The 26400-nt window shown below is 66.0% G+C and carries 25 protein-coding genes and 1 riboswitch; of the genes, 9 read left to right on the forward strand and 16 right to left on the reverse strand.

Going from position 1 to position 26400, the window contains the following annotated elements:
• Window positions 1-41: 41 nt before the first annotated feature.
• The 5 genes from rplQ to AAA989_RS12730 all read left to right on the forward strand — a co-directional run bounded on the left by rplQ (window position 42) and on the right by AAA989_RS12730 (window position 5700).
• A complete protein-coding gene (rplQ, locus tag AAA989_RS12710; RefSeq protein WP_338244119.1) occupies window positions 42-461 on the forward strand; it encodes a 50S ribosomal protein L17 in 420 nt (139 codons plus the stop codon).
• Between the two features lie 92 nt (window positions 462-553).
• Window positions 554-1978, forward strand: coding sequence for a serine hydrolase domain-containing protein (locus tag AAA989_RS12715; protein WP_338244121.1), 1425 nt, complete (start codon window positions 554-556; stop codon window positions 1976-1978).
• Between the two features lie 13 nt (window positions 1979-1991).
• Window positions 1992-4052, forward strand: a complete 2061-nt coding sequence (locus AAA989_RS12720; RefSeq protein WP_338244123.1) for a prolyl oligopeptidase family serine peptidase — start codon at window positions 1992-1994, stop codon at window positions 4050-4052.
• 132 nt (window positions 4053-4184) lie between these two features.
• Window positions 4185-4757: a hypothetical protein gene (locus tag AAA989_RS12725; protein ID WP_338244125.1), complete on the forward strand. Its 573-nt coding sequence runs from the start codon at window positions 4185-4187 to the stop codon at window positions 4755-4757.
• Between the two features lie 100 nt (window positions 4758-4857).
• On the forward strand, window positions 4858-5700 hold the full coding sequence (locus AAA989_RS12730; RefSeq protein WP_338244127.1) for a hypothetical protein: 843 nt from the start codon (window positions 4858-4860) through the stop codon (window positions 5698-5700).
• Here AAA989_RS12730 and AAA989_RS12735 read toward each other — a convergent pair.
• From AAA989_RS12735 to AAA989_RS12805, 15 genes are all read right to left on the reverse strand, one after another.
• The gene (locus tag AAA989_RS12735; RefSeq protein ID WP_338244129.1) at window positions 5697-6317 is read right to left on the reverse strand and encodes a trimeric intracellular cation channel family protein; all 621 of its coding nucleotides are present in this window, start codon (window positions 6315-6317) and stop codon (window positions 5697-5699) included. The genes AAA989_RS12730 and AAA989_RS12735 overlap by 4 nt on opposite strands.
• Window positions 6314-7003 (reverse strand): PepSY domain-containing protein, encoded by a 690-nt coding sequence (locus AAA989_RS12740; protein ID WP_338244131.1) that lies wholly within the window; start codon window positions 7001-7003, stop codon window positions 6314-6316. The genes AAA989_RS12735 and AAA989_RS12740 overlap by 4 nt, the downstream gene beginning before the upstream one ends.
• Window positions 7004-7021: 18 nt before the next feature.
• Window positions 7022-7453: a VOC family protein gene (locus tag AAA989_RS12745; RefSeq protein ID WP_338244133.1), complete on the reverse strand. Its 432-nt coding sequence runs from the start codon at window positions 7451-7453 to the stop codon at window positions 7022-7024.
• Window positions 7450-8265 carry a hypothetical protein gene (locus tag AAA989_RS12750; protein ID WP_338244134.1) on the reverse strand — a complete coding sequence of 272 codons (816 nt, stop codon included), beginning with the start codon at window positions 8263-8265 and terminating at the stop codon, window positions 7450-7452. Before AAA989_RS12750 ends, AAA989_RS12745 begins: the two co-directional genes overlap by 4 nt.
• A 4-nt stretch (window positions 8266-8269) precedes the next feature.
• Window positions 8270-9676 carry a dihydrolipoyl dehydrogenase gene (gene lpdA / locus AAA989_RS12755; protein WP_338244136.1) on the reverse strand — a complete coding sequence of 469 codons (1407 nt, stop codon included), beginning with the start codon at window positions 9674-9676 and terminating at the stop codon, window positions 8270-8272.
• Window positions 9673-10473: a class I SAM-dependent methyltransferase gene (locus AAA989_RS12760; RefSeq protein WP_338244138.1), complete on the reverse strand. Its 801-nt coding sequence runs from the start codon at window positions 10471-10473 to the stop codon at window positions 9673-9675. Before AAA989_RS12760 ends, lpdA begins: the two co-directional genes overlap by 4 nt.
• Window positions 10452-10583 (reverse strand): hypothetical protein, encoded by a 132-nt coding sequence (locus tag AAA989_RS12765; protein WP_338244140.1) that lies wholly within the window; start codon window positions 10581-10583, stop codon window positions 10452-10454. Before AAA989_RS12765 ends, AAA989_RS12760 begins: the two co-directional genes overlap by 22 nt.
• Window positions 10576-10908, reverse strand: coding sequence for a hypothetical protein (locus AAA989_RS12770; protein WP_338244143.1), 333 nt, complete (start codon window positions 10906-10908; stop codon window positions 10576-10578). Before AAA989_RS12770 ends, AAA989_RS12765 begins: the two co-directional genes overlap by 8 nt.
• Window positions 10909-10919: 11 nt before the next feature.
• Window positions 10920-12188 (reverse strand): 2-oxoglutarate dehydrogenase complex dihydrolipoyllysine-residue succinyltransferase, encoded by a 1269-nt coding sequence (gene odhB / locus AAA989_RS12775; RefSeq protein ID WP_338244145.1) that lies wholly within the window; start codon window positions 12186-12188, stop codon window positions 10920-10922.
• A 31-nt stretch (window positions 12189-12219) separates the two neighbouring features.
• The gene (locus tag AAA989_RS12780) at window positions 12220-15057 is read right to left on the reverse strand and encodes a 2-oxoglutarate dehydrogenase E1 component (protein WP_338244147.1); all 2838 of its coding nucleotides are present in this window, start codon (window positions 15055-15057) and stop codon (window positions 12220-12222) included.
• 34 nt (window positions 15058-15091) lie between these two features.
• Window positions 15092-15982, reverse strand: coding sequence for a succinate--CoA ligase subunit alpha (sucD, locus tag AAA989_RS12785; RefSeq protein ID WP_338244149.1), 891 nt, complete (start codon window positions 15980-15982; stop codon window positions 15092-15094).
• 46 nt (window positions 15983-16028) lie between these two features.
• Entirely contained in the window at window positions 16029-16589 is a 561-nt protein-coding gene (locus tag AAA989_RS12790) for a hypothetical protein (RefSeq protein ID WP_338244151.1), read from the reverse strand.
• Window positions 16586-17548, reverse strand: coding sequence for a malate dehydrogenase (gene mdh / locus AAA989_RS12795; protein WP_338244152.1), 963 nt, complete (start codon window positions 17546-17548; stop codon window positions 16586-16588). Before mdh ends, AAA989_RS12790 begins: the two co-directional genes overlap by 4 nt.
• Before the next feature lie 269 nt (window positions 17549-17817).
• The gene (locus tag AAA989_RS12800) at window positions 17818-18069 is read right to left on the reverse strand and encodes a hypothetical protein (RefSeq protein ID WP_338244154.1); all 252 of its coding nucleotides are present in this window, start codon (window positions 18067-18069) and stop codon (window positions 17818-17820) included.
• A 184-nt stretch (window positions 18070-18253) separates the two neighbouring features.
• Window positions 18254-19291 (reverse strand): cell wall hydrolase, encoded by a 1038-nt coding sequence (locus AAA989_RS12805; RefSeq protein WP_338244156.1) that lies wholly within the window; start codon window positions 19289-19291, stop codon window positions 18254-18256.
• Window positions 19292-19405: 114 nt separating this feature from the next.
• Window positions 19406-19590, forward strand: a riboswitch (cobalamin riboswitch).
• A 94-nt stretch (window positions 19591-19684) separates the two neighbouring features.
• Here AAA989_RS12805 and AAA989_RS12810 point away from each other — a divergent pair.
• From AAA989_RS12810 to AAA989_RS12825, 4 genes are read left to right on the forward strand one after another with little or no spacing between them, the layout of a single operon-like run.
• Window positions 19685-21595, forward strand: coding sequence for a TonB-dependent receptor plug domain-containing protein (locus tag AAA989_RS12810; protein ID WP_338244158.1), 1911 nt, complete (start codon window positions 19685-19687; stop codon window positions 21593-21595).
• Window positions 21592-22398, forward strand: a complete 807-nt coding sequence (locus AAA989_RS12815) for an ABC transporter substrate-binding protein (protein WP_338244160.1) — start codon at window positions 21592-21594, stop codon at window positions 22396-22398. Before AAA989_RS12810 ends, AAA989_RS12815 begins: the two co-directional genes overlap by 4 nt.
• Window positions 22395-23354: a FecCD family ABC transporter permease gene (locus tag AAA989_RS12820; protein WP_338244162.1), complete on the forward strand. Its 960-nt coding sequence runs from the start codon at window positions 22395-22397 to the stop codon at window positions 23352-23354. The genes AAA989_RS12815 and AAA989_RS12820 overlap by 4 nt, the downstream gene beginning before the upstream one ends.
• On the forward strand, window positions 23354-24082 hold the full coding sequence (locus AAA989_RS12825) for an ABC transporter ATP-binding protein (RefSeq protein WP_338244164.1): 729 nt from the start codon (window positions 23354-23356) through the stop codon (window positions 24080-24082). Before AAA989_RS12820 ends, AAA989_RS12825 begins: the two co-directional genes overlap by 1 nt.
• On the opposite strand, the gene AAA989_RS12830 is transcribed toward AAA989_RS12825, so the two are convergent.
• On the reverse strand, window positions 24079-26298 hold the full coding sequence (locus AAA989_RS12830) for a M3 family metallopeptidase (RefSeq protein WP_338244166.1): 2220 nt from the start codon (window positions 26296-26298) through the stop codon (window positions 24079-24081). The two genes, AAA989_RS12825 and AAA989_RS12830, sit on opposite strands and share 4 nt — an antisense overlap.
• Window positions 26299-26400 lie beyond the last annotated feature (102 nt).

Consider the following 26400-nt stretch of genomic DNA (forward strand, 5'->3'; position numbering starts at 1 on the left):
GCTTCCGTAAGACGGGCCCTTTTCGAACTGGAGTATAGAATATGCGTCACGGCATTTCCGGCCGTAAGCTCAGCCGCAAGTCGCAGCACCGCACCGCGCTGTTCCGCAACATGGCGGCGGCTCTCATCAAGCACGAGCAGATCCTCACCACCACGGCCAAGGCCAAGGAACTGCGCCCCTACGTCGAGAAGCTGATCACGCTGGCAAAGCGTGGCGGCCTGTCGAACCGTCGCCTGGCGGCCAGCCGCCTGATGGACGATGCCCAGCTGAAGAAGCTGTTCGACGTCCTGGCAGAGCGCTACAAGGATCGCGAAGGCGGCTACACCCGCATCATCAAGGCCGGCTACCGCGCCAGCGACGCCGCCCCCATCGCCTACATCGAACTGGTGGACCGCGACGAGGAAGCCAAGGGCCAGGATTCCGGCCCGGTGATGACCGAGGACGAATACGAGGACGCGTAAGCGTAAGCGCTCGTAAACGAACACACGAAGGGCCGCGCGGAGAACATCCGCGCGGCCCTTTTCTTTTGCGCAGGCGGTGTCACAAGGGGCGCATGATCCGCACATCAATCGCAGCCGCCACCGCGCTGCTCCTCGCCCCGCTTCCCGTTCTCGCCCAGTCGCAAGCCGACCTAGACGCCCGGTACGACCGCGCGCTCGCAGCAGGCTACAAGGCCATGTTCCTGTGCAGCGCCATTGCCAATGCGGAGCGTAACGGAGCAGTGCGAACGCCCGAGAGCGTGATGGAATGGGAACTCACGGGCATTCAGGCGCCGCTCGATGAAATCGTGCCCGAACTGGCATATCGCGTCGTCCGTCAGGGTCAGGCCAGCGATCTGGACGAGGCCGTGAACGTCTCCAGCGCCGATGGCTACGTGCGCGCCTCCAGCATGGTTCAGCGGGTGGAAGTCGACTGGGCGGAGGCCATGCCCCCGCGCATCGCCGTTCACGAGGCGGGCGAAGGTTGCAACATCCTGCCAATCGGAGCCTCTCCCCCGGAGCAGGCCGAAGCGACGCTAACCGCGCAGGTCGCCTCGTCTTCGACCCTGCCGAGCGGGCCTTCCGGCGCGGAGCTGGACGGCGTGGCAGAACGGGCCTTCACGCCGGACTACGGCGCCGACAGCCGCACCACTGCAATCCTCGTGATGGAAGACGGCACCGTGCGGCAGGAACGCTATGCCGAAGGCTTCGGCCCGGACGTGCCCCAGCGGACCTGGTCCGTCGCCAAGAGCATCGCGGCCACCCTGGTGGGCGCTGCCGTCGAGCGAGGGGAGGCCGATGTCGCGGCTTCGGCAGGGCTTGGTGCCGGAACGGGCGATCCCCGCGCCGCCATCACGGTGGATCATGCCCTGCGCATGGCGACGGGTCGCTATTCGGATACGCCGGGCAACCGCACCGATCCGCTCTACTACGGCGGCACCACGGTGGATGAGCGCGCCGCCAACTGGCCGCTGCTCCATGCGCCGGGGACTTACTGGCGTTACGCCAACAACGACACGCTGATGGCCGTCTACGCGATCGAAGAAACCTTTGCCGAGCATTCGCCCGCCGAATTCTTCGCGCACGCAGGCATGGCGCACACAGTCGCCGAGACGGACTGGCAGGGCAATTATGTCCTTTCCAGCCAGGTCTGGACCACCGCGCGCGATCTTGCGCGGCTCGGTCAGCTCCACCTCGACGACGGTCTGCTGCCCGATGGCACCCGCGTGCTGCCCGAAGGGTGGACAGACTACGTCTCCGCGCCCAGCGGGCCGCAACCCGACGGCGAATGGGGCTACGGCGCAGGATGGTGGATCATGAGCGGGTTCGACGGCATTCCGGACGATGCCTTCGCCGCGCGTGGCAATCGCGGCCAATACGTCGTCGTCATCCCCAGCGAGGATGTCGTGATCGTGCGGCGCGGGGAAGACCCGGCAGGCGGAAGCGGCTTCGATATCGTCGCTTTCACGCGCGACGCGCTGGCGGCGCTGAAGGACTAGGTCCGGAACTCACATGACTGCACCCGACTATCCCGAAACCCGCAAGGGCGACCTCGTCGAGACCCTGTTCGGCGAACAGGTTGCCGATCCCTACCGCTGGCTGGAAGACGACGTTCGTAACAACCCCGAGGTCGCCGGCTGGGTGGAGCGGCAGAATGCCGTTACCGACGCCTACCTCGAAGGCCTGCCCGCCCGTGACTGGTTCAAGCGGCGCATCGGCGAGCTTTTCGATTTCGAGCGCTATTCCGTACCCGTGGAGCGTGGCGGACGGTATTTCTACACGGGCAACACTGGCCTGCAGAACCAGTCGCCCCTGTACGTGCGCGACAGTCTGGATGCGGAGCCGCGACTGCTGATCGATCCCAACGAATGGGCTGCGGACGGCGCCACCGCGCTTGGTGGCTGGGTGCCGTCTCCCGATGGGAGAAAGCTGCTCTACAGCGTGCAGGACGGGGGCACCGACTGGCGCATCCTCCACGTTCTCGACGTGGATACCGGAGAGCAGCTGGGCGAACACATACGCTGGGCCAAGTTCACCGGCCTCGCCTGGGTGGGTAATGACGGATTTCTCTATTCGCGTTTTCCCGAGCCGGAGGCGGGGGGAGACTTCCAGGCGCTGAACATGGACCAGGCTGTCTATTACCATGCCCTGGAGACCGGCCAGGATGAGGATCGGCTGGTCTTCGCGACGCCGGACCATCCCGAGCGCAACCACGTCGCGCAAACGTCGACCGATGGCCGCTGGGCGGTGATCATGTCCTCCACCGGCACCGATGCCCGCTACGAAGTGCACGTGATCGATCTCGAGGCAGGCTGGGATCCGCAGCCCTTGGTCACCGGCTTCGAGAACAGCTGGCGGCCGGTCGATTCGCTCGGCTCGCGCCTGTTCTTCGTCACCAACAAGGACGCCCCGCTTTACCGCCTCGTCTCGTATGACATGGACGCTCCCGAAGCGGGCTGGACTGAAGTGATCGCCGAACGCGAACAGCCCATCGCCGATGCGGCGCTGGTGGGCGGAAAGCTGGTGATCGAATACCTCGAGCACGCGTCGTCCGCGGCCTATGTCCATGGGCTTGACGGCGAACTGGTGCGCGAGATCGACTTCGGGGGGATCGGCAGCGCCAGCGGTTTCTACGGCTCTCCCGACAGCCCGGAGATGTTCTACGCCTTCTCCAGCTTCAATCGTCCGGCGACGATCTATCGCTACGACATCGCGAGCGGAGACAGCACCGTCTTCGCGGAGCCGGAGCTGAGCTTCGATCCTGACGATTTCGTGGTCGAGCAACGCTTCTACGAGAGCAGGGACGGCACGCGCGTACCCATGTTCATCATGCGCCGCGCCGACGTGGCCGACAGCGGGAAGGCGGTTCCCACGCTGCTCTACGGCTACGGCGGTTTCGACGTATCGCTGACGCCAGGCTTTTCCACCAGCCGGCTGGCCTGGGTGGAAGCGGGCGGCGCATATGCAGTCGCCAACATTCGCGGCGGAGGGGAATACGGCAAGGCCTGGCACGACGCCGGCAGACGCGCGAACAAGCAGAACGTCTTCGACGATTTCATCGCCGCGGCCGAGTATCTGATCGCGCAAGGCATAACGCCGCAGAAGGGGCTTGCCATCCAGGGCGGTTCGAACGGCGGCCTGCTGGTGGGCGCAGTCGTAAACCAGCGGCCCGATCTGTTCGCGGCGGGCAATGCCGCCGTGGGCGTAATGGACATGCTGCGGTTCGACCGTTTCACTGCCGGCCGTTACTGGGTGGACGACTATGGCTACCCGGACCGCGAGGAGGACTGGCATATCCTGCGGGGCTATTCGCCGTACCATAACGTTCGCCGCGGCACGCCCTATCCCGCCCTGCTGGTGACCACCGCCGATACCGATGACCGCGTCGTGCCCGGACACAGCTTCAAGTACATTGCAGCCTTGCAGGATGCGGACCTGGGCGACCGCCCGCAGCTGATCCGGGTGGAAACCCGCGCAGGCCATGGATCGGGCAAGCCGACGGACAAGGCCATAGAGGAAGCCTCTGATATCGCGGCATTCCTGGCCCAGTGGACCGGCCTTCAGCCATCCTGAATCGAGTTCAGGAAAGGGCGTGCTTTCCTGAACGCTCGCTAACACGCGAGTTCAGCGTCACCTCACGGCCCGTGCGGTAGAACCTTACTCGACGGTGGCAATCCCGTCACCCGGATGAGAAGGAGACACCTCATGAAGCCCATTACCAAAGCTCTCGCCAAGGGCACGCTCGGAACTGTCGCGGCTGGCGCGATGGCGGTGGCCTCGGCGTCTCCCGCCATGGCGGACGATCATCGCTATCGTGACCGCGACAACGGCATTTCCGCAGGCGAAGTAATCGCCGGTGCCGTCGTCCTGGGCGGCCTCGCCGCCATCCTGTCCTCGAGAGATAACGATCGCTACGACCGCTACGACCGGTATGACCGCCGAGGCTATCGCGGCGATTACCGTGGCGGATATGCCAACAACGGCCGCTATGCCGTGGAGCAGTGCGTCCGCGAAGTCGAACGCTATGCCCAGCGCCGCACCGGCAGCCGTGCCGAAGTCTACGAAATTCGTGATGTCGACCGTGAACGCCGCGGCTTCGAGGTCAAGGGCCGCATCGCCGTTCGCGACGATTATCGCTATCGCGACCGTCGCGGTTGGGGCCGGGGCGACTACCGTCGCGGCTATCGCAACGATGGCTGGGATGAAGGCCGCTTCGAATGCGACATCCGCAGGGGCCGCGTGGTCGATATCGACATCGACGGCATCCGCGGTCTCTGATCGCCAGACCATCGACATGACACGCATAGGCGGTTCAGGCTGAAGTCAGTCTGGACCGCCTAGCTGTGTCGGCAATACCATTCCCAAGGGGGAACCATCCGTGATCTATCGTTCGTCCAGATATGCCAGCGGTGTAGCCATGGCAGCCGCGCTTTCCATGATCGCCACGCCTGCCGCCGCGCTGGACATACCTGCTGCTGGCGCGCCTGCGCAGGTCCATACCGCAAAGGTGGATACGGGTGCCCCGGCCGAAGCGAACCAGTGGCGTCGCTATCGCGGCCACCGTCACCGTGATCGCGGCATCGATGCCGGCGACGTCGTGGCCGGTGTCGTCGTGCTCGGCGCGCTCGCTGCGATCATCGGTTCGGCCAACAGCAATCGCGACCGCGACCGGTACGAACCGCGCCGGCAAGATATCCGCTACGACCGGGATCGCGACTACGACAGCCGCGGCATCGAAGGCGCCGTCGACATGTGCGTGGACGAGGTGGAATACCGCGACAGCCGCGTGGAAAGCGTCGACCGGGCGGATCGCTCCGCCAGCGGCTGGAACGTCGAGGGCGTTCTGGACAACGGCGAGCGCTGGACCTGCTTCATCGACAATGGCGGCCAGATCCGCAGTATCGACTACGGCTCCGTCGCCTATTCGCAGACGCCCGCCGCCGCCGCAGCGGCCGGCGACCAGTGGGACGATGCCGACTATGCCCGTGCCCGCGCATCCACGCGCACGGCGGCGGACGAGGGTTATTCCTACGATGACGAGCCCTTGGCTGACGTGCCCGCAGCCGATGGTCCGCGTCCTGCCTATCCGGGTGGCCCGCTCCCTGGCGAAGAAGGTTACGGCGAGGATTGGCAGTCGGAAGCCGAACCGGACGAGAGCTGGGAAGGGGACGGCCGCTACACCACCGCGCAGACCCCTGATTTCCAGCAGCCTGCGCGCTAGTCCGATACCTCCCGCGCATAGGCGGGCAATTCGATCTTCCAGAACATCGCTGCGCCGCGCAGGGTAAAGCCTGCCAGCGCGGCGATTCCCATGGCCCAGGCTTGCTGCATGCCGGCCAGGATCAGCACGCCGCACAGCGAGGAGGCCAGCGCCGCGGCGGTGACGTAGAGCTCCGGCCTCATCAGGATGGAGGGCACGCCCGCGATCACGTCGCGAACGATGCCGCCCACGCAGCCTGTCACCACGCCAAGGATGATCGCTGCAATTGGAGCGACATCGAAGGCCAGCGCCTTGGCCACGCCCAGCGTGCTGAACAGCGCCAGGCCCAGCGCGTCGGCCCATTCAAGCCAGCTGCCTTCCCACCACTTGCGCGGTGTGAACCACGCGATCAGCGCCACCACGAGGATGACGGGCGCGACCCAGAAATCCCTCAGCCAGAAGGCCGGCACGCCCAGCAGCGCGTCGCGCACGGAGCCTCCGCCGACGCCCGTCAGCAGGGCGAAGAAGGCGCAGGTGACGAACGTCTGGTTCAGGCGGGCGGCCAGAAGCGCGCCCGAGAGTGCGAAAACGGCCGTTCCGCCCAGGTCCAGAAACGGGGGCAGGACGGGCGCGATCACGCCTTGACCTTTACCTTGGCCTTGCGCCGCCGGAACATCAGGATGCAGCCGAGCAGCGACCCCGCCACGCCGAGCGCGGCGAAGACGATCAGGATCGGGTGACTGGTGTCCTCGCGAGTCTCCAGGTCCATGATGTGCAGGCCCCAGACGAAATCGAAAATGCGCCACCAGCCGCTGCGCACCGCCAGCACTTCGCCGGTCTGCGCGTGGATGTAGACGTTCGTGTCGTCGGCAAAGCGCGCCTGCCACGAATTCACCGGCGTGCGCAGGTCCATCGGTGCCACGTCGGCGGGGAAATAGGTGACGCTTTCAAGCTCGGCGGGGCCGGCATAGGCGGCCTCGGCTATATCGCGCGCGTCGGCTTCGAGCACGGGGTTGTAGAGCCTTCCGTCCTCCGGCGAATAGCGGAAACGCGCGCCGCTTTCCTCCACAACGATCCAGCCCGGCCCATCGGGAAGGCTTTCCAGAGTGACGCTGCGCACCGGCCCGCTCAGACGAGGCAGGACCAGCGCCTGGGTCTGGATCGGCGGCATCTCGGCGGTGAGATGGTTTCCGCGCACGTACTCGATGGGATGCCATACCATGATGAGACCGGTGACGGTCCACATCAGCACCGGAACGCCGACAAGCCAGCCAAGCCAGATATGCCACTTGGCAAAGCGTCGCATGATTTTCTGATGAGCCATGCGCGCCCGATAGTCGGTTTATTCCGTGGCGAAAAGCTTGGATCGGTCGGCAAAGGCCTTCATCTCAATGGCGTTGCCGGCGGGGTCGCAGAAGAACATCGTCGCCTGCTCTCCCGGCTGGCCTTCGAACCGCACGCGCGGCGCAATATCGAACTCCACGCCCTTTTCGATCAGCCGCTGGGCCAGGGCCTTCCAGTCGTCCATGTCCATCACGATGCCGAAATGGGGTACGGGCACATCGTCTCCGTCGACCGGATTGGTGCCGTGCCCGGCCTTGGCGACGATGGAGGGGGCCTGGTGCGCCACGATCTGGTGACCGTAGAAATCGAAATCGCACCAGTCCCTGGTAGACCGGCCTTCCGGGCATCCCATGACCTCGCCCCAGAAATGTCGGGCGGCCTCCAGGTTGTCGACCGGAAAGGCGAGGTGAAAGGGCGAAATATCTGTCATCGTTGCGGTATCCTGTGCAGTCCGAGGGCAAGGCCGAAGCCGAGAATGGGCGCCGCGCCATAGCCGATCAGCGGGGCGGGATAGCTCGACATCAGCGCGAGCAGCGCAAAGCCGAACAGGAGCCCCGCAAGGGTAAAGCGCTTCGTACGGTCGAAGGGTATCGAAAACAGCACCAGGGCGAAAGCGGCGGCCAGCGCCAATCCCAAGGCGATGGCGAGGGCGGGGTTGATCGCGGCTGCGTCCACCAGCACCCTTTCCACGAACGGCTGTGCCGGCAGTTCACCGCGAACCGCCATCACCAGCGAGGCGAAGAAGCCGATCACGGCGACGATGCCGACCTTCCAGTCCCTGGTTACGTGGTGAAGCCCGACAGCGGCGAAGGTGAGGGCAAAGCCGGTGGCGGCATCGGGCTGCAGGTAGGCGATCACCAGGGCGGCGAGCAGGGTCGGAGCGCCCAGGGTGCGGTGACGCGCCGCCAGCATGCACAGGGCGGGCGTGACCAGCATCCCGGTGTGCAAGGTGAGCGGACCGAGGGGGAACCAGCGCCGCACCACCTCTCCTGTCACGGACGGGACTTGTGGGCTGACCGCCAGCGGTGCCAGCAGCACCAGCAGCAGGGTGCCTGTCAGAAGGTGACGGCTGGTGGACGTGTGCGGCCCGCGCCCGCCGACGATCCACAGGCAGGCGAGGGCCAGCGCCGCGCAGTTCGTGATTGCATAGCGGGACGGGGCCCCGGCCAGCAACATGTACAGCGAACCTGCCAGCACCGGGATCGCCAGCGCCAGCAGCGCGGGTAGGCGATCCCTGATCACCACCTCAGATGTGGATCGGCTTGCCCTGAACGCCCATGGCGGCCTCCTTCAGGGCCTCCGGATGGGTGGGGTGGGCATGGCAGGTGTAGGCGATGTCCTCGCTCGTCGCGCCGAACTCCAGAGCCAGCGCGGCCTCGGCGATCATCGTTCCGGCGACGGAGGCAATGGCCCAGACGCCCAGCACGCGGTCGCTCTCGGCCTCGGCGATGACCTTCACGAAGCCATCGGGCTCGTGGTTGGTCTTGGCACGGCTGTTGGCCATCATGGGGAACTTGCTGGACTTCACGGCCTTCTTGTCGCCGCCCATCTTCTCGATAGCCTGCTCCTCGGTCAGGCCGACGCCGGCGATTTCGGGCCAGGTGTAGACGACAGAGGGGATCACGTCGTGGTTCACGATGCCAGTCTGGCCCGCGATCCATTCGGCGACGGCGATGCCTTCGTCCTCGGCCTTGTGCGCCAGCATGGGGCCGGGCACCACGTCGCCGATCGCGCGCACGCCTTCGACCGAAGTGCGGAATTCGCCGTCCACCTCGATTTGGCCGCGCTCGTTGGTTTCGAGGCCGATGTTCTCCAGGCCCAGCCCTTCGGTGTTGGGCTTGCGGCCGATGGACACCAGCACGCAATCTGCCTGCATGGTTTCCTCTTCACCGCCCTTGGCGGGTTCGAGGGTGAGCGTGGCCGTCTTGCCTTTCACCGATACGCCGGTGACCTTGGTCGACAGCTTGAACTCGATGCCCTGCTTCTTGAAAATCTTGCGCGCTTCCTTGCGCACGTCGCCGTCCATGCCGGGCAGGACTTCGTCGAGGAATTCGATGCAGGTGACTTTCGCGCCGAGGCGGCGCCAGACGCTGCCCAGCTCGAGGCCGATCACGCCCGCGCCGATCACCACCATGTGCTCTGGCACCTTGGGCAGTTCCAGCGCGCCGGTGGAATCCACCACCACGTGCTTGGAATTGTCGACCTCTACGTTCGGGAGAGGGGTGACGCTGGACCCGGTGGCGATCACCACTTCCTTCGCCGTCACCTTCTCGCCGCCGATCTCGACGGTGTTGGCATCCACGAACTTGGCGTGACCCTTCTTCCAGTCGACCTTGTTCTTCTTGAACAGGAACTCGATGCCCTTGGTCAGGCCTTCGACCGCTTCGATCCGCTGGCCATGCAGCTTGTCCATGTTGAGCTTGGGCGTCACCTCGATGCCCATGTGCTCCATCGTGCCATTGCTGGCGGCATCGAAGTACTCCGACGCGTGCAGCATGGCCTTGGACGGGATGCACCCGACATTGAGACAGGTGCCGCCCAGCGTTTCGCGGCTCTCGGCGCAGGCGGTTTTCAGACCCAGCTGGGCCGCGCGGATTGCCGCGACATAACCGCCGGGACCGGCTCCGATGACAAGAACGTCGTAGTCGCTCATGAATTACCTTCCTTTTGCGCGGGCGGTTTGCGCAGATGCCAATAGAAGCCCACGGTCACATACTTTTCCAGCGCCGGTATCACGGCCAGCGCCAGCATCGATTGGGAAACGAACGATCGCCAGCGAGAGCGCCCGATGTTGCGCCTTGCCGACAGGACCTCGACATCCTGCGCGGCGAGCGCGGCCCGGAAACGGTCCGGCGTCGCGCGGTTGAAGCCGGCCTGTTGCAGGGTCTCGTATCGCAGGCCGACATGTCTGGCCAGATCATCAAGCACGAAATCATCGCCTCGCAGCAGGTGCATCCAGGGCAGGCGCGTTCGCGGATAGTGGTGGTGGCCATAGGGCGAATACCACAGCGGGCTGAACCCGATGAACAGTTCGCCACCCGGGCGGCAGGCCGCAACCAGCGCGGATAGCGAGCCCTCGATATCCTCGACGTGTTCCATGGTGTTGGTCGACATGACGACATCCACGGGGTCGATTTCCAGGTCGCGAATGTCGCCGCAAAGGATCTGCGCACGGTCGCCCCAGCTGCGCGAGAGCTTCTCGCTGCCGAAGGACGTGGTGACAGGATTGGTGTCGACGCCGATTGCGCGCGCGGCCTCTTCCTGCATGGCGCGGTGGACGGAGCCTCCGCGATTGCAGCCGAAATCCAGCAAGGTCTTGTCGCGCAGGTCGGGCGCGCCACCGAAGCGCCGCCAGAAGTCGTCCCAGCGATGGGCTGCCTGATTGGCAAAAGTCAGCTCCCCTTTGAGATCCTGTGCATCGGCTTGCATCAAGGCTCGATCGGCATCCACATCGGATTTTTGATCGCTTCCGCCATAATCTTCAATCCGGCGATTGCCGCGACACGTCCGCCGGAATCGTCACCGATAATCCGTACGTCGTTGTCGCGGTTCTCAGCCACCGGCTTCCTCCGCCGGAATCGACTCGATGGTCTCGAGATCGGGGTCCGTAGAGGCCGCGCAATCGTTCACGATGGAGGTGACGCGTTCCCTGCTGATGTCATCGAGCGTGAGATCGGGATCTTCGATGTAGGTGTCGGCCACGCATTCGCAGACCTGGCTTATCCGAGGGGCCGCGATGCTCGCATTCTCGGCGACCTGCTGGCACTGCGCCGTTACGGCATTCCGCAATTCGCCTTCCAGCGCATCGCCCGCGATGTCCGACGCAGCGTCGCATCCGCTCAGCGAGACGGTGCCCAGAACCAGCAAGACGATGGGTAGTTTCATATGCGAAGCCCTCACAGGTCGATCAGCATCCGCATCGGATCCTCGATCGCTTCCTTCATGATCTTCAGCGCGGTCACAGCTTCGCGCCCGTCGATGATGCGGTGATCGTAGGACAGGGCGAGATACATCATCGGGCGGATCACGACTTCACCGTTCACGGCCACCGGACGGTCCTCGATGCGGTGGAGGCCAAGCACGGCGCTTTGCGGCGGGTTGATGATCGGCGTGCTCATCAGCGAACCGAACACGCCGCCGTTGGAGATGGTGAAAGTGCCGCCGCGCATGTCTTCCATGGTCAGCTGGCCTTCCTTGGCGCGCTTGCCATAGTCGGCGATGGCGAGCTCGATCTCGGCAAAGCTCATCTGGTCGATGGAGCGCACCACGGGCACCACCAGCCCGTTGGGCGCGGAGACGGCCACCGACAGGTCGACGTAGTCGTAGTAGACGATCTCGTCCCCGTCGATCTGCGCGTTGACGGCGGGCACGTCCTTCAGCGCCAGGGCAGCGGCCTTGGCGAAGAACGACATGAAGCCCAGCTTGATGCCGTGCTTCTTGGCGAACAGGTCCTTGTAGGCCTCGCGCGCCTCGATCACGGCGGTCATGTCGCAATCGTTGAAGGTGGTGAGCAGCGCCGCTTCTTCCTGCGCGCCCTTCAGCCGCCTGGCGATGGTCTGGCGCATGCGCGTCATCTTGACGCGTTCCTCGCGGCGCTCGCCCTTGGCGGAGGGGGCGGGAGCGGGCGAGGGCGACGGGGAGGGCGTGGGCGCAGGCGCGGCGTCACCCGAGCCCTTGGCCTTGGCGGCGGCCAGCACGTCTTCCTTGGTCAGGCGGCCGTCCTTGCCGGAGCCCTTGATGGTTGTGGGATCGACACCGTGTTCCAGCACCGCGCGGCGTACGGCGGGCGACATGGTCGGCGCATCGCCCCCGGCAGAGCCACCCTTGCCGCCATCGTCGTCGGGCAGCTTTTCCATTTCCTTGGCGCTTTCCTTGTCCGCGCTGTCGTCGGACTTGGCAGCGGCCGGCTTTGAAGCCTTGCCCTCGGCGCCTTCCTCCACGCGCGCGATCACGGCGCCCACTTCCACGGTCTCGCCCAGTTCGACGGTGAACTCGCTCAGCACGCCCGCAACGGGCGAGGGCACTTCCACGGCTACCTTGTCGGTTTCCAGGCTGGCGATGGGCTCATCGGCCTCCACCGCGTCGCCGGGTTGCTTCAGCCATTCGCCGACAGTGGCCTCGGTGACCGATTCACCAAGCGTGGGGACTTTAACTTCGGTTACCATGACTTAGCGTTCCTTGCCTGTCGGGTCTGACTTACTTGGTGTTGCGCGTCTTGCGCTGGGCGGCGGTGTTTCCGCGTTCGGAGAGGCCCAGCGCGACCGACACCAGCGCTTCCTGCTGTGCCTGGTGGCGCCTGGCGAAACCGGTGGCGGGAGACGCAGCCTCCTCGCGGCCGGCATAGCGCGGGCGCATGCCGTCGTGCCCGGCGGCAGTCAGCGCATCCTCGATGCGGTTCTGCACGAAGAACCACGCACCGTTGTTGTGCGGTTCCTCCTGGCACCAGACCACCTCTTCCAGGTTGGTCATGCGCTTCATACGCACGGCCAGCGGCTCTCCGGGGAAGGGGTAGAGCTGCTCGATCCGCACGATGGAGACATCGTCGAGGCCTTCCTCGTCGCGCTTTTCCATCAGGTCGTAGGCCACCTTGCCGCTGCACAGCACCAGGCGACGCACCTTCGTATCGGCGATCTCGGTCTTGTCCGACATGATGCGCTGGAAATGATGGTCGCCCTGGAAGCGGAAAGCGTCGCTCTTCGCCTTGGGATGGCGCAGCAGGCTCTTCGGGCTCATGATGATCAGCGGCTTGCGGAACGGACGCAGCATCTGGCGGCGCAGCACGTGGAAGTAGTTGGCCGGGCTGGTGATGTTGCAGACCTGGATGTTGTCGTTCGCGCACAGCTGCAGGAAACGTTCGAGACGGGCGGAGGAGTGTTCCGGGCCCTGTCCCTCGTATCCGTGCGGCAGCAGCATCACGAGGCCGTTGGCACGCTGCCATTTCACCTCGCCCGCGGCGATGAACTGGTCGATCATCACCTGCGCGCCGTTGGCGAAATCGCCGAACTGCGCTTCCCACAGAACCAGCGTCTTGGGATCGGCCAGGGCAAAGCCGTATTCGAAGCCGAGCACGCCGAATTCACTGAGGGTGGAATCGTACACCTCGAACTTGCCGTGCGGCAGCGTGGCGAGCGGGATGTACTTGTCTTCCGTCTTCTGGTCGACCCAGATGGCATGGCGCTGGCTGAAGGTGCCGCGCCCGGAATCCTGGCCGGACAGGCGCACGCCGAAGCCTTCGGTCACGAGGCTGCCGAACGCCAGCGCTTCCGCCGTCGCCCAGTCGAAGCCCTCGCCGGTCTTGAACATCTCGCGCTTGGCATCGAGCACGCGGCCCAGCGTCTTGTGGATCTCGTGATCGTCGGGGACCGTGGTCAGCGTGCGGCCCAGCGAGTTGAACAGCTTTTCCTCGATCGCGGTATGCACGTTGCGGCGCGCGGTTTCCGGGTCGGCCGGCTTGTGCAGACCGCTCCAGCGACCGGCGAACCAGTCGATCTCGTTGGGCTTGTAGCTCTTGGCGGCCTCGAATTCCTCGTCGAGATGGGCGATGAACTCGCTGCGCATGTCGGGCGCGGTGCCTTCTTCCAGCACGTTCTCGCTCTTGAGACGCTCGGAATAGATTTCCGAAACGCGCGGATGTCTCTTGATCGCGTCGTACATCAGCGGCTGGGTGAACTTGGGCTCGTCGCCCTCGTTGTGGCCGAACCGGCGATAGCACCACATGTCGATCACGATATCGCGCTTGAAGCGCTGCCGGTACTCGATGGCCAGCTTGCAGGCGAAAGTCACCGCCTCCGGATCGTCGCCGTTCACGTGCAGGATCGGCGCCTGAACGCCCTTCGCCACGTCGGACGGGTAGGGCGAACTGCGCGCGAACTTCGGGCTGGTGGTGAAGCCGATCTGGTTGTTGATCACGAAGTGGATGCAGCCGCCGGTGGAATAGCCGCGAACGCCGGAAAGGCCGAAGCATTCCCACACCACGCCCTGGCCCGCGAAGGCCGCGTCGCCGTGGATCAGCACGGGCAGGACCTGCTCGTGATCGTCCAGGTCGTCGCGGAAGGCTTGTTGCGCGCGGGTCTTGCCCAGAACAACCGGGTCCACCGCCTCGAGGTGGGAGGGGTTGGGCACCAGGCTCATGTGCACCTTGATACCGTCGAACTCGCGGTCCGTGCTGGTGCCGAGGTGATACTTCACGTCGCCCGATCCGCCGACGTCGTCGGGGTTGGCGCTGCCGCCGGAGAATTCGTGGAAGATCACGTGGTAGGGCTTTGCCATCACGTTGGCGAGCACGTTCAGCCGGCCGCGGTGGGCCATGCCGTAGATGATCTCGCGAACGCCCAGGGAGCCGCCGTACTTGATGACGGCTTCCAGCGCCGGGATCATGGCTTCGCCGCCGTCGAGACCGAACCGCTTGGTGCCGACGTACTTCTTGGCGAGGTACTTCTCGTATTCCTCGCCGCGAATCACCGCCTTCAGGATCGCCCGCTTGCCTTCGGGCGTGAACTGGATGGTGTCTTCCGGGCTCTCGAACTTGTCCTGCAGGAACCGCCGTTCCTCGGTATCGGCGATGTGCATGTATTCCAGGCCCACGTGCCCGCAATAGGTGTTGCGCAGCGCCTCGTAGAGCGTGCCGACCCGCACCCAGTCGAAGCCGAAGGCCCCGCCGACGTAGACTTCCTTGTCTTCCTGCCCCTCGAAACCGTGCCAGGCCAGCGTCAGTTCTTCGGGATTGTCGCGGTGCGAGATGCCCAGCGGATCGAGATCTGCGCCCAGGTGGCCGCGCACGCGATAGAGCCGGATCAGCATCATCGCCTGGATGGAATCGCGCGCCGCCGCCTCGATACTGGCGGTATCGGTGGGCTTGCCAGCCCTGGCGGCTGCATCCTTCACCACGGCGACCATGTCGGTCGGGTCCATGGCCTGCGCCCAGTCGCCAGCGCTGTCGGCCAGGGGCCAGCGCGGGTTGCCCCACGACGGCCCCGGCTGCGCGCCTTCCTGCGACGGCAGTTCGGGAAGGAAATTGTCCGGCTCTTTACCCATCGGTCTCTCCTTGAGACTCAATGAAGGCTGGCGGTCAGGCCAGTTCCTTCAGCAATGCATCCAGCGTGGTGCCCAGCTCGCTGGGGCTGGGAGAGACGCGGATGCCCGCATCTTCCATCGCGGCGATCTTGTCGTCCGCGCCGCCCTTGCCGCCCGACACGATGGCGCCCGCGTGGCCCATGCGGCGGCCCGGAGGGGCGGTGCGACCGGCGATGAAGCCGACCATAGGCTTGCGGCGGCCCTTGGCGGCTTCCTGCTTGATGAACTCGGCCGCTTCTTCCTCGGCGCTGCCGCCGATCTCGCCGATCATGATGATCGACTTGGTGGCGTCGTCGTCCAGGAACAGGTCGAGCACGTCGATAAAGTTGGTGCCGTTCACGGGATCGCCGCCGATGCCGACAGCGGTCGTCTGGCCCAGGCCCACCTGCGTGGTCTGGTGCACGGCCTCGTAGGTGAGCGTGCCCGAGCGGCTGACGACGCCCACGCTGCCCTTCTTGAAGATGGAGCCGGGCATGATGCCGATCTTGCACTCTTCGGGCGTCAGCACGCCGGGGCAGTTCGGGCCGATCAGGCGGGACTTGGAGCCGGTCAGCGCGCGCTTCACCGTGATCATGTCCATCACCGGAATACCCTCGGTAATGGCGACGATCAGCTCGACCTCGGCCTCGATCGCTTCAAGGATCGCGTCGCCCGCGAAGGGCGGCGGCACGTAGATCACCGATGCGGTGGCGCCGGTGGCTTCCCTGGCTTCGCGCACGGTGTTGAAGTTGGGCAGGCCGATATGCGTCGTGCCGCCTTTGCCCGGCGTGACGCCCGCCACCATCTGCGTGCCGTAGTCCAGCGCCTGCTGGGTGTGGAACGTGCCGGTGTCACCCGTCATGCCCTGGGTGATGACCTTGGTGTTCTTGTCTACGAGGATGGACATTCAAACTGCTCCATTCAAACTGCGCGGCAGGGCGCGCATGATAAGTTTATCGGCGACGGGAAATCGCGACGCGGTGACGATCCCGAATACGTTCTGGAATGCGCGCGACTTGCAGGGCTAGGTACTCGCCGCGCAATTCGCGCCCCGACACAACATACGAATAGTCCTCGGGATAGAGGTCGAAATATTCTCCGTTCGGGCATTCTTGATGGAATTCCCCATCACAACGTCCGATTTGCGCGCCTTCGGTCGTCAGGTTGATGCGTACGAAGAGCTCTGCGGCCTGAATCGAGAGGTTTTCCCCGATGACCGCGCAACCACTGGAGTAATCGTTACCCTTGGGCCTTGCGTGTTCGAAGAGGACCAGGAAGAGCTTCCCGGTGTCGCCGACGCTGTAGGCGACGACTTCATCTTCCATGCGCCAATACCAATTGCGGATCGCCGGCGGCAGATCACCATAATCTACTGGGATTGCCTCACCCCGCTCAAACCTCGCCTCGCCGTCGACGCAGGCGTCCCAGAAAATCTCATGGGCTCTGGCTTCGTCGACAGCGGGCGCAGACGTAGTCGCTGCAAGAAGGAAGAGAGGGGCGGCGAAAGCGATCACTTCAGGCTGCCGTCCAGGCCCTTGCAGGCCTCGAGCAGTTCCTTGACCGCGTCGATGCTGACCTGGAGGTTGTTCTTTTCCTCGTCGCTGAGGTCGATTTCCACCACGCCCTCGATGCCGTCGGCACCGATCACGGCAGGCACGCCAACGTAGAGGCCGTCAACGCCGTATTCGCCGGTGAGGTGCGCGGCGCAGGGCAGGATGCGCTTCTGGTCGCCGAGATAGGCCTCGGCCATCGAAATCGCGCTGGTGGCGGGGGCATAGTAGGCCGAGCCGTTGCCGAGCAGGCCCACGATCTCGCCGCCGCCCTTGCGGGTGCGATCCACGATCTCGTCGATGCGGCTTTCCGATACGCCCTTGATCTTGGCGAAGTCGTTCACCGGGATGCCGTTGATGGTGGTGTAGCTGGTGACGGGCACCATGGTGTCGCCGTGGCCGCCCAGCACGAAGGCGTTCACGTCCTTCACCGAGACGTCGAATTCCCAGGCGAGGAAGGTGGCGAAGCGCGCGGAATCGAGCACGCCTGCCATGCCGACCACCTTGTTGTGCGGAAGGCCGGAGAATTCACGCAGCGCCCAGACCATCGCATCCAGCGGGTTGGTGATGCAGATCACGAAGGCTTCGGGGCAGTTGGCCTTGATGCCTTCGCCCACGGCCTTCATCACCTTCAGGTTGATGCCGAGAAGATCATCACGACTCATGCCGGGCTTGCGCGGCACGCCGGCGGTGACGATCACGACGTCGGCGCCGGCAATGTCGGCATAGTCGTTGGTGCCGGTGATCTTCGCGTCGAAACCCTCGATGGGGCCGCACTGCGACAGGTCCAGCGCCTTGCCCTGCGGCATGCCTTCGGCGATGTCGAACAGGACGATGTCGCCCATTTCCTTCTTCGCCGCCAGATGGGCGAGGGTGCCGCCGATCATGCCGGAGCCGATGAGAGCGATCTTCTTGCGAGCCATTGAGCCTCTATCCTTTTCGGGCGCGTCAGCGTGCCGGGGGTGACGGCCCAGCGCCCACGCAGGACTCGCCACCCGGAATCGATGCGGTCGCCCTAGGGGGCAGGGGAGGCCAATGCAACAGTCAATTCAAGTGTTTGTTGCAAACAGTTTGCAATAGCAATAAGGCCGTCCGACCATTCCAAACACTGACGCAGGCAGGCGTCATTGGTTCCCCGGCCACGCGCCGGAAAACAAAAGGACTTGCGATTGGTCTGGTGGGGTCGAGGCGATCAGCCGCCGACCTTGGCGGGATCGGCGATCGTGTGCGCCATGCGCCGGTCCAGCGCACGGCAGATTTCCACCCACCATTCAAAGGTCTGACGGTCGCCCGCATCGGCGGCCGCCATGGCCTGCTGGCGCGCGTGATCGGCGGCGGCGAGGCCGTGCTGCGCGAAGTGACGCAGGGCCGCTTCGAGATGCGTGTTGCTGACTTTCTTGCCGCGATTGTCGTTGGCGGGACGCAGGTACAGACCGACTGCCATACCCCGCGGCATCCGGCACTGGGCGCGGCATCGCGAGGCGGCGAAACGAATGGGCATGGGCGACTGATCCGGTTTTGCTCTTGGCCGCTTGCTGCGACGTCCACCGTTCTAGCGCCAGCCGGCTAAGCAAGAGTTGGAACAGATGGTTTCCGAATTGTTGTCGGCGCTTAAGGGGCGCGCCGGGTCAGGGTCGCTTTATCCACTGCCCGCTATTGGCATATTCGCTCCGAACGCGACCCGCCGCCGGCAGGCGGTCGGTTGCGTGGACGGGCGCTTCCTGCGTCGCTGTCGAGACGGCGAGCGCGGCCTCCTGCGCCGGCGGAACGATCTCGGGCGAGGGCACTGTCGCCAGCGCCACCGGATCGGGGCCGCTGGCAATCGTGGCCGCGCGGCCCGGTAGCGGCTCTCCGCCGCCGTAGGTGAACGAGAACGCGCCGCGCTCTCCGGCAGAGCCCGGCCAGCGATAGAACACGTGCGCGCCGATCACCGTCGTCCGCGTCAGGCTGGGTGCCCAGTAGGGGTGCACGGCCAGCGTATGGTAATGCGTCGAAAGACCCACCGGCTGGTATACCGATCCGGCCAGGGCCGAGCGGGCTATGCGGCTGGCGCGCTCCCACCCGCCGCGCGAAGGACGGCGGGCCAGCGAGCCATCGCAGGTGAAGGTGAACTGGCATCCGGTCCGCCGGGCCGAACCCTGGTAGACCACGCCGCACACGGTATCGGGCCAAGCGCTGTGCGCCACCCGGTTCAGGACAACTTGCGCCACCGCGCGTTGGCCGGCTTCCGATTCGCTGGCGGCTTCGTAATAGATCGCCGTCGCCAGGCATTCCTGCGCGCGAACCACGTCGTTGCCGCTGCCCATCGCCACCAATGCTGCGGCGGCAGGGCCCGGTGCCAGCTGCGGCGCGGATGCGGGCTCGAGCGTCGCCTGTGCGACGCTTTCGGTGGTGAAGGCTTCCGGCTCGAAAGCCGCATCCTCGAGGTAGTAGAAGGCGGAGCCGGGAAAGCTTTCGCCCGGCGTCTCGAAGCCCATCGGCTGCACCGGCACCTGCGATGCCTGCGCGATCTGCGGTTCGAAGGCGGTTTCCGCCGCCAGCGCAGGCACGGCCAGCAGCGCCGCCAGCGCGCCCAGCCGCCGCAGCACCATGGCCCGGCGCGACCGGCGCGCGCGCCGAAGCTCGGCAAGCATCTGTTGCGGGGTCTGGCGGGCGGTCTGATCCACGCCTACGCGCTAGCCGCGAGGGGGAGGGCAGGCATCAGCACAGTTGCCGTCGTCCCACGGCGGGACGCCCTATTCAGGGGCTTTACCGTTGCCACGGCCAGCGCACGGGCATATTGGGGAGGCGACGTCATGGGTTGGCCGCGAGAGCGGTCCTAAGAGGGAAGCGGGTGAAAGGCCCGCGCTGCCCCCGCAACTGTGACCGGGGAGCGACCTGTCCTCATGCCACTGCCTCTGGCGGGAAGGCGGACGGGAAGCGACGATCCGGGAGCCAGGAGACCTGCCGATGACGGTCGTTCGGCCTGTCAGGCGGGGTGTACCGGCAGCCAGCGGAAGAGCGCTATCGCAGCGCTGCCTCCGTCATGAGCGGCGAGTTCGCTTTTGATTGGAGGTTTCGTGTACAAATACCTGTTTTACTGCGCTTCGTTCTCCGCCATCGCCGCGCCCGCCTGGGCGCAGGAGGACGATGGCGGGAGCATCACCACTTCGACCTGGCGCGTTCCGGAAGAGACGATCACCGTCACCGCGACGGGCACCCGCATCGAGCTGGAGGATACCGGGCAGGCCGTCACCGTGATCGGCGAGGCCGAGATCGAGGCAGTGCAGGGCGCGGACCTTACCCGCGTGCTGGAGCGCGTGCCCGGCCTCGTTTCCAGTCGCAATGGCGGCGTGGGCGGGTTCACCGGCATCCGCCTGCGCGGCAGCGAGGCGGAGCAGGTGCTTGCCGTGCTGGACGGCGTGCGCGTGGCCGACACCGCATCGCCCGCGGGAGGCTTCGACTTCGGCACGCTGCTGGCGCTGGACCTCGACAAGCTGGAAGTGCTGCGCGGCTCCAATTCCACGATCTGGGGCTCCGACGCCATAGGCGGCGTGATCGTTGCCTCCACCCGCGCGGCAAGCGGGCTGCGCGGTAGTGCCGAATACGGCGCGCGCGACACGGCGAGCGCCGCGATTTCGGGCGGCCTCAGCGATGCCGACACGGGATTTCTCGGGCTATCTGGCACCTGGTTCAGCACCGACGGCATTTCCGCCGCCGAGGCGGGGACCGAAGCCGACGGGTTCGAGCAATGGGCGCTGAACGGCCATGCGCGCTATTACTTCGACGATCGGCTGGAGGTCTTCGCCCGCGCCCGCTACGCCGAGGGCGACCTGGAGATCGACGGTTTTCCCGCCCCCGATTTCACCCTGGCCGATACCGGCGACGTGCAGCACACGCGCCAGCTGACCGGAGCCACCGGGGCCGTGCTGGACAGCAGCGCGCTGTTCCTTTCGGCTGCCTACAGCTTTGCCGAAACCGAGCGAGACAACCTGGACGGCAACGGCGTAGAGACATTCGCCAGCCAGGGCCGGTCCGACCGGCTGGAACTGCGCGGCGAATGGCGACCCATCGGCCCGCTGCTCGTTCATTTCGGCGCCGAGAACGAATGGACCAGCTACGAGACCCTATTCGATGCGGGCGAGGACACGCGCATTTCCGGTGCCTACGCGCAAGCGGGAATCGAGTGGAACGCGATCTCCGGCTACGTCGGCGCGCGGGTGGACGACCACGCCGATTTCGGCACCGCGGTCAGCTTCGGCGCCGATGCGAGCTACGAACTCGCCGATGGCTGGCGTCTGCGGGCGAGCCTGGGCGAAGGGTTCAAGGCGCCGAGCCTGTTCCAGCTTCATTCCGAGTACGGCAACCTTTCGCTCGAGCCGGAGCAGAGCACCAGTTTCGACCTCGGCCTCGCCTTTGGCGAGCGCAACCTCGCCAGCGCCCGGATGCGCGGCCGTGCGCCTGTCTACGCTGCGGTCACTGCGTTCCAGCGCAACACCGACAACCAGATCGCCTTCGTCAGCTGCTTTGGCGAAACGACGGGCATCTGCGCGAACCGTCCCTTCGGCACCTACGACAACATCACCCGCACGAGGGCACGCGGGCTGGAGGCCGAACTTTGGGGCAGCCCCGCTGAGGGCGTGACGCTGGGCGCGCTCTATGCCTTTACCGATGCCGAAAACCGCGACACCGGGCTGGCGCTGGCCCGTCGCCCGCGCCACGCGGCGACGTTCACCGGCGAGTGGAGGCCCGTCGATGCGATTGCCCTGGCAGCAGACCTGCGCGTGGTTTCGGACAGTTACGACGATGCTTTCAACACCGTACGGCTGGACGGGTACGAAACGCTGACGCTGCGTGCTAGCTGGGACGCGAGCGAGCGGGTGCAATTGTTCGGCCGTGTCGAGAACCTGTGGGACGAGCAGTATCAGACCGCCGCCGGCTACGGCACGGCGGGCACCAGCGCCCATATCGGGGCGCGAGTGGCGCTGTGAGACTGGTTAGCGGCCTTGCCCTCCTGCTGGCCGCCTGTTCCGGACAGGGGCCACGAAGCGCAGCGGCCGAACGCCCTTCGATCGTCAGCCTGAACCCGTGTGCCGATGCCATCCTGGCCGAGATCGCCGCGCCGGGGCAGGTGCTGGCCATATCGCACTACAGCCACGACCCTGACGCCAGCTCCATGCTTGCCGATGAGGCAGCGCGTTTTGCCAGCACCGGGGGGACGGCGGAGGAGGTGCTGGCCCTCGCGCCCGACATCGTCGTGGCCGACGCTTTCATCCAGCCCGCCACGCGCAGCGCGCTGGAGCAGGCGGGTATCGTGGTGGAGACATTGGGCATAGCCGGGTCGCTGCAGGACAGCCTCGATCAGGTCGCGGCGCTGGGCGAGGCGACCGGCAATCCCGAAAGAGCCGCGGTGCTTGCGCGGAAAATCTCCGACAGCTGGCAGGCACACGAATGGAGCGGCGACCCGGCTACGGCGCTGCTGTGGCAGCAGGGCGGTATCGTGGGGGGCGAGGGCTCGCTCGCCCACGCGTTGATGATGCAGAGCGGCTTTGCCAGTCTCTCGGTCGCAAGGGGGCTGGGGCAGGGGGCATACCTGCCGTTGGAGGAAGTGCTGGCCGATCCGCCAAGGGTCGTCATCACTGCCGGAGACGAGCGCGCCTTCGATCACCCGGCGATGGGCTTCGCGTCCGACATGGCGCACCAGGAACTCGACCCCAATCTGCTCTATTGCGGCGGCCCCACGATCCCGCGCGCGCTGACGCGGCTGGCTGAGATCAGGCGGCAGGTGCAGTGACCCGCGCCACGCTGATCTTCGCGGCCCTGCTGCTCGTCGCCATACCGCTCTCGCTGCTGGCCGGGCGGGTGTGGGTCGATCCCGACGCGACGCCCAATGCCACCGCAATCCTTGCCGAACTGCGCCTGCCGCGCGCGGTGCTGGCCGTGGTGATCGGCGCAGGGCTGGGCGCGGCGGGTGCGGCGATGCAGGGATACCTGCGCAATCCGCTGGCCGATCCCGGCCTGTTCGGCATTGCCCCCGGCGCGGCGCTGGGGGCGGTCGTCGCGCTCTACATCGGCGCGGCCAGCGCGGTGCTGCTGCCGCTGTTTGCCCTGGTGGGAGCAGGCGGAGCCATGGCGCTGCTGGCCCTGATCGCCGGGCGCACCGCCAACCCGGCGAACGGCATCGCCCTGTTCACGCTGGCGGGCATGATGATCGCCAGCCTTGCAGGCGCGCTCACCTCTCTGGCGATCAGCCTTGCGCCCAACGCCTTTGCCATGAGCAGCATCGTCACCTGGCTGATGGGCGCGCTGACCGACCGCAGCTGGGCCGACGTTACGCTGGCCGCACCGCTGACGCTGGCAGGCCTCGTCCTCCTGTGGCTGGCGGGCCGCGATCTCGACGCCATGACGCTGGGCGAACCTGCCGCGCGCTCCCTTGGCGTAAAGCCCGCCCGGTTGATGGCCCTGCTGGTGCTGGGCACGGGCCTCACCGTGGGCAGCGGCGTCGCGGTGGCGGGGATCATCGGCTTCGTCGGACTAATCGTGCCCCACCTCGTGCGTCCGCTGACGGACAAGCGTCCATCCAGCCTCATCGTGCCGAGCGCGCTGGCGGGCGCGCTGCTGGTGCTGGTGGCGGACGTGGTTGTGCGCGTGCTGCCGCTGGTGACCGAACTGCGCCTCGGCATCGCGCTCAGTCTGATCGGTGCGCCGTTCTTCCTGATGCTGCTGCTGCGGATGCGGAGGGCGGCCTGATGCTGGAAGTGCGCGACCTGACGATTGCCCGGCGGCTGGCAGGCGTTACCTCCGCCCTCCAGCCCGGCGCGATCACCGCGATCTGCGGCCCCAACGGCGCGGGCAAGTCCACCCTGCTGTCCGTGCTGGCAGGCCTGCTGGACGCGGACGAGGGGGAAGTGCTGCTGGATGCAGAGCCGCTCGCCGGCGTGCCTTCTCGCGAGCGGGCCAAGGCCATCGGCTACCTCCCGCAACTGGGGGAGGTCGCCTGGGACGTCTCGGTCGCCAATCTCGCCGCGCTGGGCCGCCTGCCGCACCGCGATCGGGGCAAGTTTGCCGTGGCGAGCGCACTGGCGGCCACCGCCATGTCGGATTTCGCCGCGCGGCCCGTCTCCACCCTGTCGGGCGGGGAAAAGGCTCGCGCCCTGCTGGCCCGCGTGCTGGCGGGAGAGCCGCGCTGGATCCTCGCCGACGAGCCGCTCGCCGCGCTGGACCTGGCGCACCAGCTGAGCCTGCTCAAGGTTCTGCGCGCTCAGGCCGACGCCGGAGCGGGCGTGGTGCTGGTGCTGCACGACCTGGCGCTGGCCATGAACCATGCGGACCGCGTGCTGGTGCTGAACGAAGGACGCCTGAAAGCAGACAGCGCCCCCGAAGAGGCGCTGTCGCTTGGTATCATTCGCGATGTCTGGGGTGTCGAGGCGCGCTGGCTGGGCGAGCCCGGCCAACGCGCCCTCGTTACCTCGGGTTAGACCGCGCCCTCGGCACCATCGACACCGTCGATGTTGTCGTCCTCGGGAATCAGACCACGCGCTTCGAGCAGCGGCTCGACCTGCGGGTCGCGGCCGGTGAAGTCGCGGAACATCTGTTCGTAGGTCTTGGAGTGACCCTGGCCCAGGAACGTCTCCACGATGTGGTCGCCCATCTCGCGGTTCATGCCGCCGTTGTTGACCACGTAGCTGTAGGCATCGTGGTGCAGCATCTCCGTCCAGGTGTAGGCGTAGTAGCCTGCGTCATAGCCATGCTCGAAGATGTGGCGGTAGTAGGGGGTGCGGTAACGCGGCGGCACCAGGTCGCTGCGCAGGCCGATCCGCTCCAGCGCCTCGGCCTCGAACGCCATCACGTCGGTCGGCGCCGGCTGGCTGGGGTCGAGCGAGTGCCATTCCATGTCCAGCAGCGAGGCGGCGATGATCTCGCCGAAGCTGTGGCCCTGGTTGAACTTGCTGGCCCGGTCGATTGCCTCCACCAGGTCGTCCGGGATCACTTCGCCGGTCTCGTGGTGGCGGGCATAGCGCTGCAGCACTTCGGGCACGGCGGCGAAGTTCTCGTGGAACTGGCTCGGGAATTCCACCCAGTCGCGCGCGGTGTTGGTGCCCGACAGCGACGGGTACTGCTGGTCGGCGAAGATGCCGTGCAGGGCGTGGCCGAATTCGTGGAACATCGTGGTCACGTCGTCCCAGGTCGCAAGCGCGGGCTGGCCGGCGACCGGCGGGGCGATGTTCTGCGTGTTGGTGATGACCGGCTTCAGGCCGAGCAGGTGGCTCTGCTCGATGAAGTTGCTCATCCACGCACCGCCACGCTTGGAATCGCGGCTGAACGGATCGAAGTAGAACAGCGCCTGTTCCTCGCCGTCGTGGAAGACGGTGTAGACCTTCACGTCAGGGTGATAGGTCGGGATGTCGGTGCGTTCCTCGAAGGTCAGGCCGTACAGCTGTTCGGCCATGTAGAACACGCCGTCTTCCAGCACATTGTCGACCACGAAGTACTGCTTGATCTCCTCGTTATCGAGGGCGTAGCGCTCGGCCCGCACCTTGCTGGCGTAGTACTGCCAGTCCCACGGGGCGAGCTCGAAATCGTGCCCGTCCTGCTCGATCCGCTCCTGCAGCACGGCGGCCTCGCGTTCCTGCGTGGCGCGCAGCGCGGGGACCATCTCGGCCATGAAGTTGATCGCGGTCTGCGGGTCGGAGACCATCCGGTCGTACATCTGCCAGTTGGCGTGCGAGGGCTCTCCGAAAAGCTGGGCGCGGCGGTTGCGCAGCGCGATCACTTCGCGGATCAGCGGCAGCGTGCTCGCCTCGCCCGACTGGTTGCGGTCGATGCTGGCCTTGAACAGCATCTCGCGGACATCGCGGTTGTCCAGCTGGGCCAGCTGCGGCACACCCGAGGTGTTGCTGACGGAGAGCATGAATTCGCCCTCGCGCCCGCGCTCGGCAGCGGCTGCCGCGGCGGCTTCGATATCGGCATCGGAAAGACCCGCGAGGTCCGAACGGTCGTCCAGGAAGATCGCGGCGTTGTTCTGGCCGGTGGTGATGCGCTGCGAGATCTGCGACGAGAGCGAGGAAAGCCGCTCGTTGATCTGGCGCAGTTCGGTCTGCGCCTCGTCGCCCAGCAGCGCGCCGCGGTGGACGAACTCGTCGTAGGTCGTCTCCAGCAGCATGGCGTCTTCGGGCGTCATCGCCATCGCGGCGCGGTTGTCGTAGACCGCCTTCACGCGGGCGAACAGTTCCGGGTTCAGGTAGATGCTGTCGTACATCGACGCGACCTGCGGAGCGAGTTCCTCGTCCGTCGTGGCGATGGTGTCGTTGATGTTGGCGGAAACGATCTGGCTGAACGCGCCGTAGGCACGGGCGAAGACCTGTCCCGACTCTTCCATCGCCACCAGGGTGTTGGCGAACGTGGGGTCGTTCGGGTTGTTGGCGATGGCCTCAACCTCGGCCAGCTGGATGGCGATCGCTTCCTCGATGATGCCCTGCCATTCGTCGTCCGAGATCTGGTCGAACTGCGGGGCGTGCATGTAGAGGGGTGACAGCTCGGCGAAGATGCTGGTCGCTTCGGGGATGTCCGGGTTGTATTCCGCGGTGTCGGGCAGCGCGGCAGGGGCGGCGTTCATGTCGGCATTGTCCATCGTGGTGCACGCGCTAGCAAGCGCGGCGATCATGGTCGTGGCGAGAAGGTTACTCTTTCGCATTCGGGCGTCTCTTCCTTTTCGTGCTCATCTTGGCCGCCCGGGAGGGGCTGGACAGGTGGTTGCAAGTGAAACTTGGCGCTTAGCCCTAAGGATTCAAGCTGC

Origin of the sequence: Aurantiacibacter hainanensis (genome assembly GCF_036321025.1) — a bacterium.
GTDB classification, from domain to species: Bacteria; Pseudomonadota; Alphaproteobacteria; order Sphingomonadales; family Sphingomonadaceae; genus Alteraurantiacibacter; species Alteraurantiacibacter hainanensis.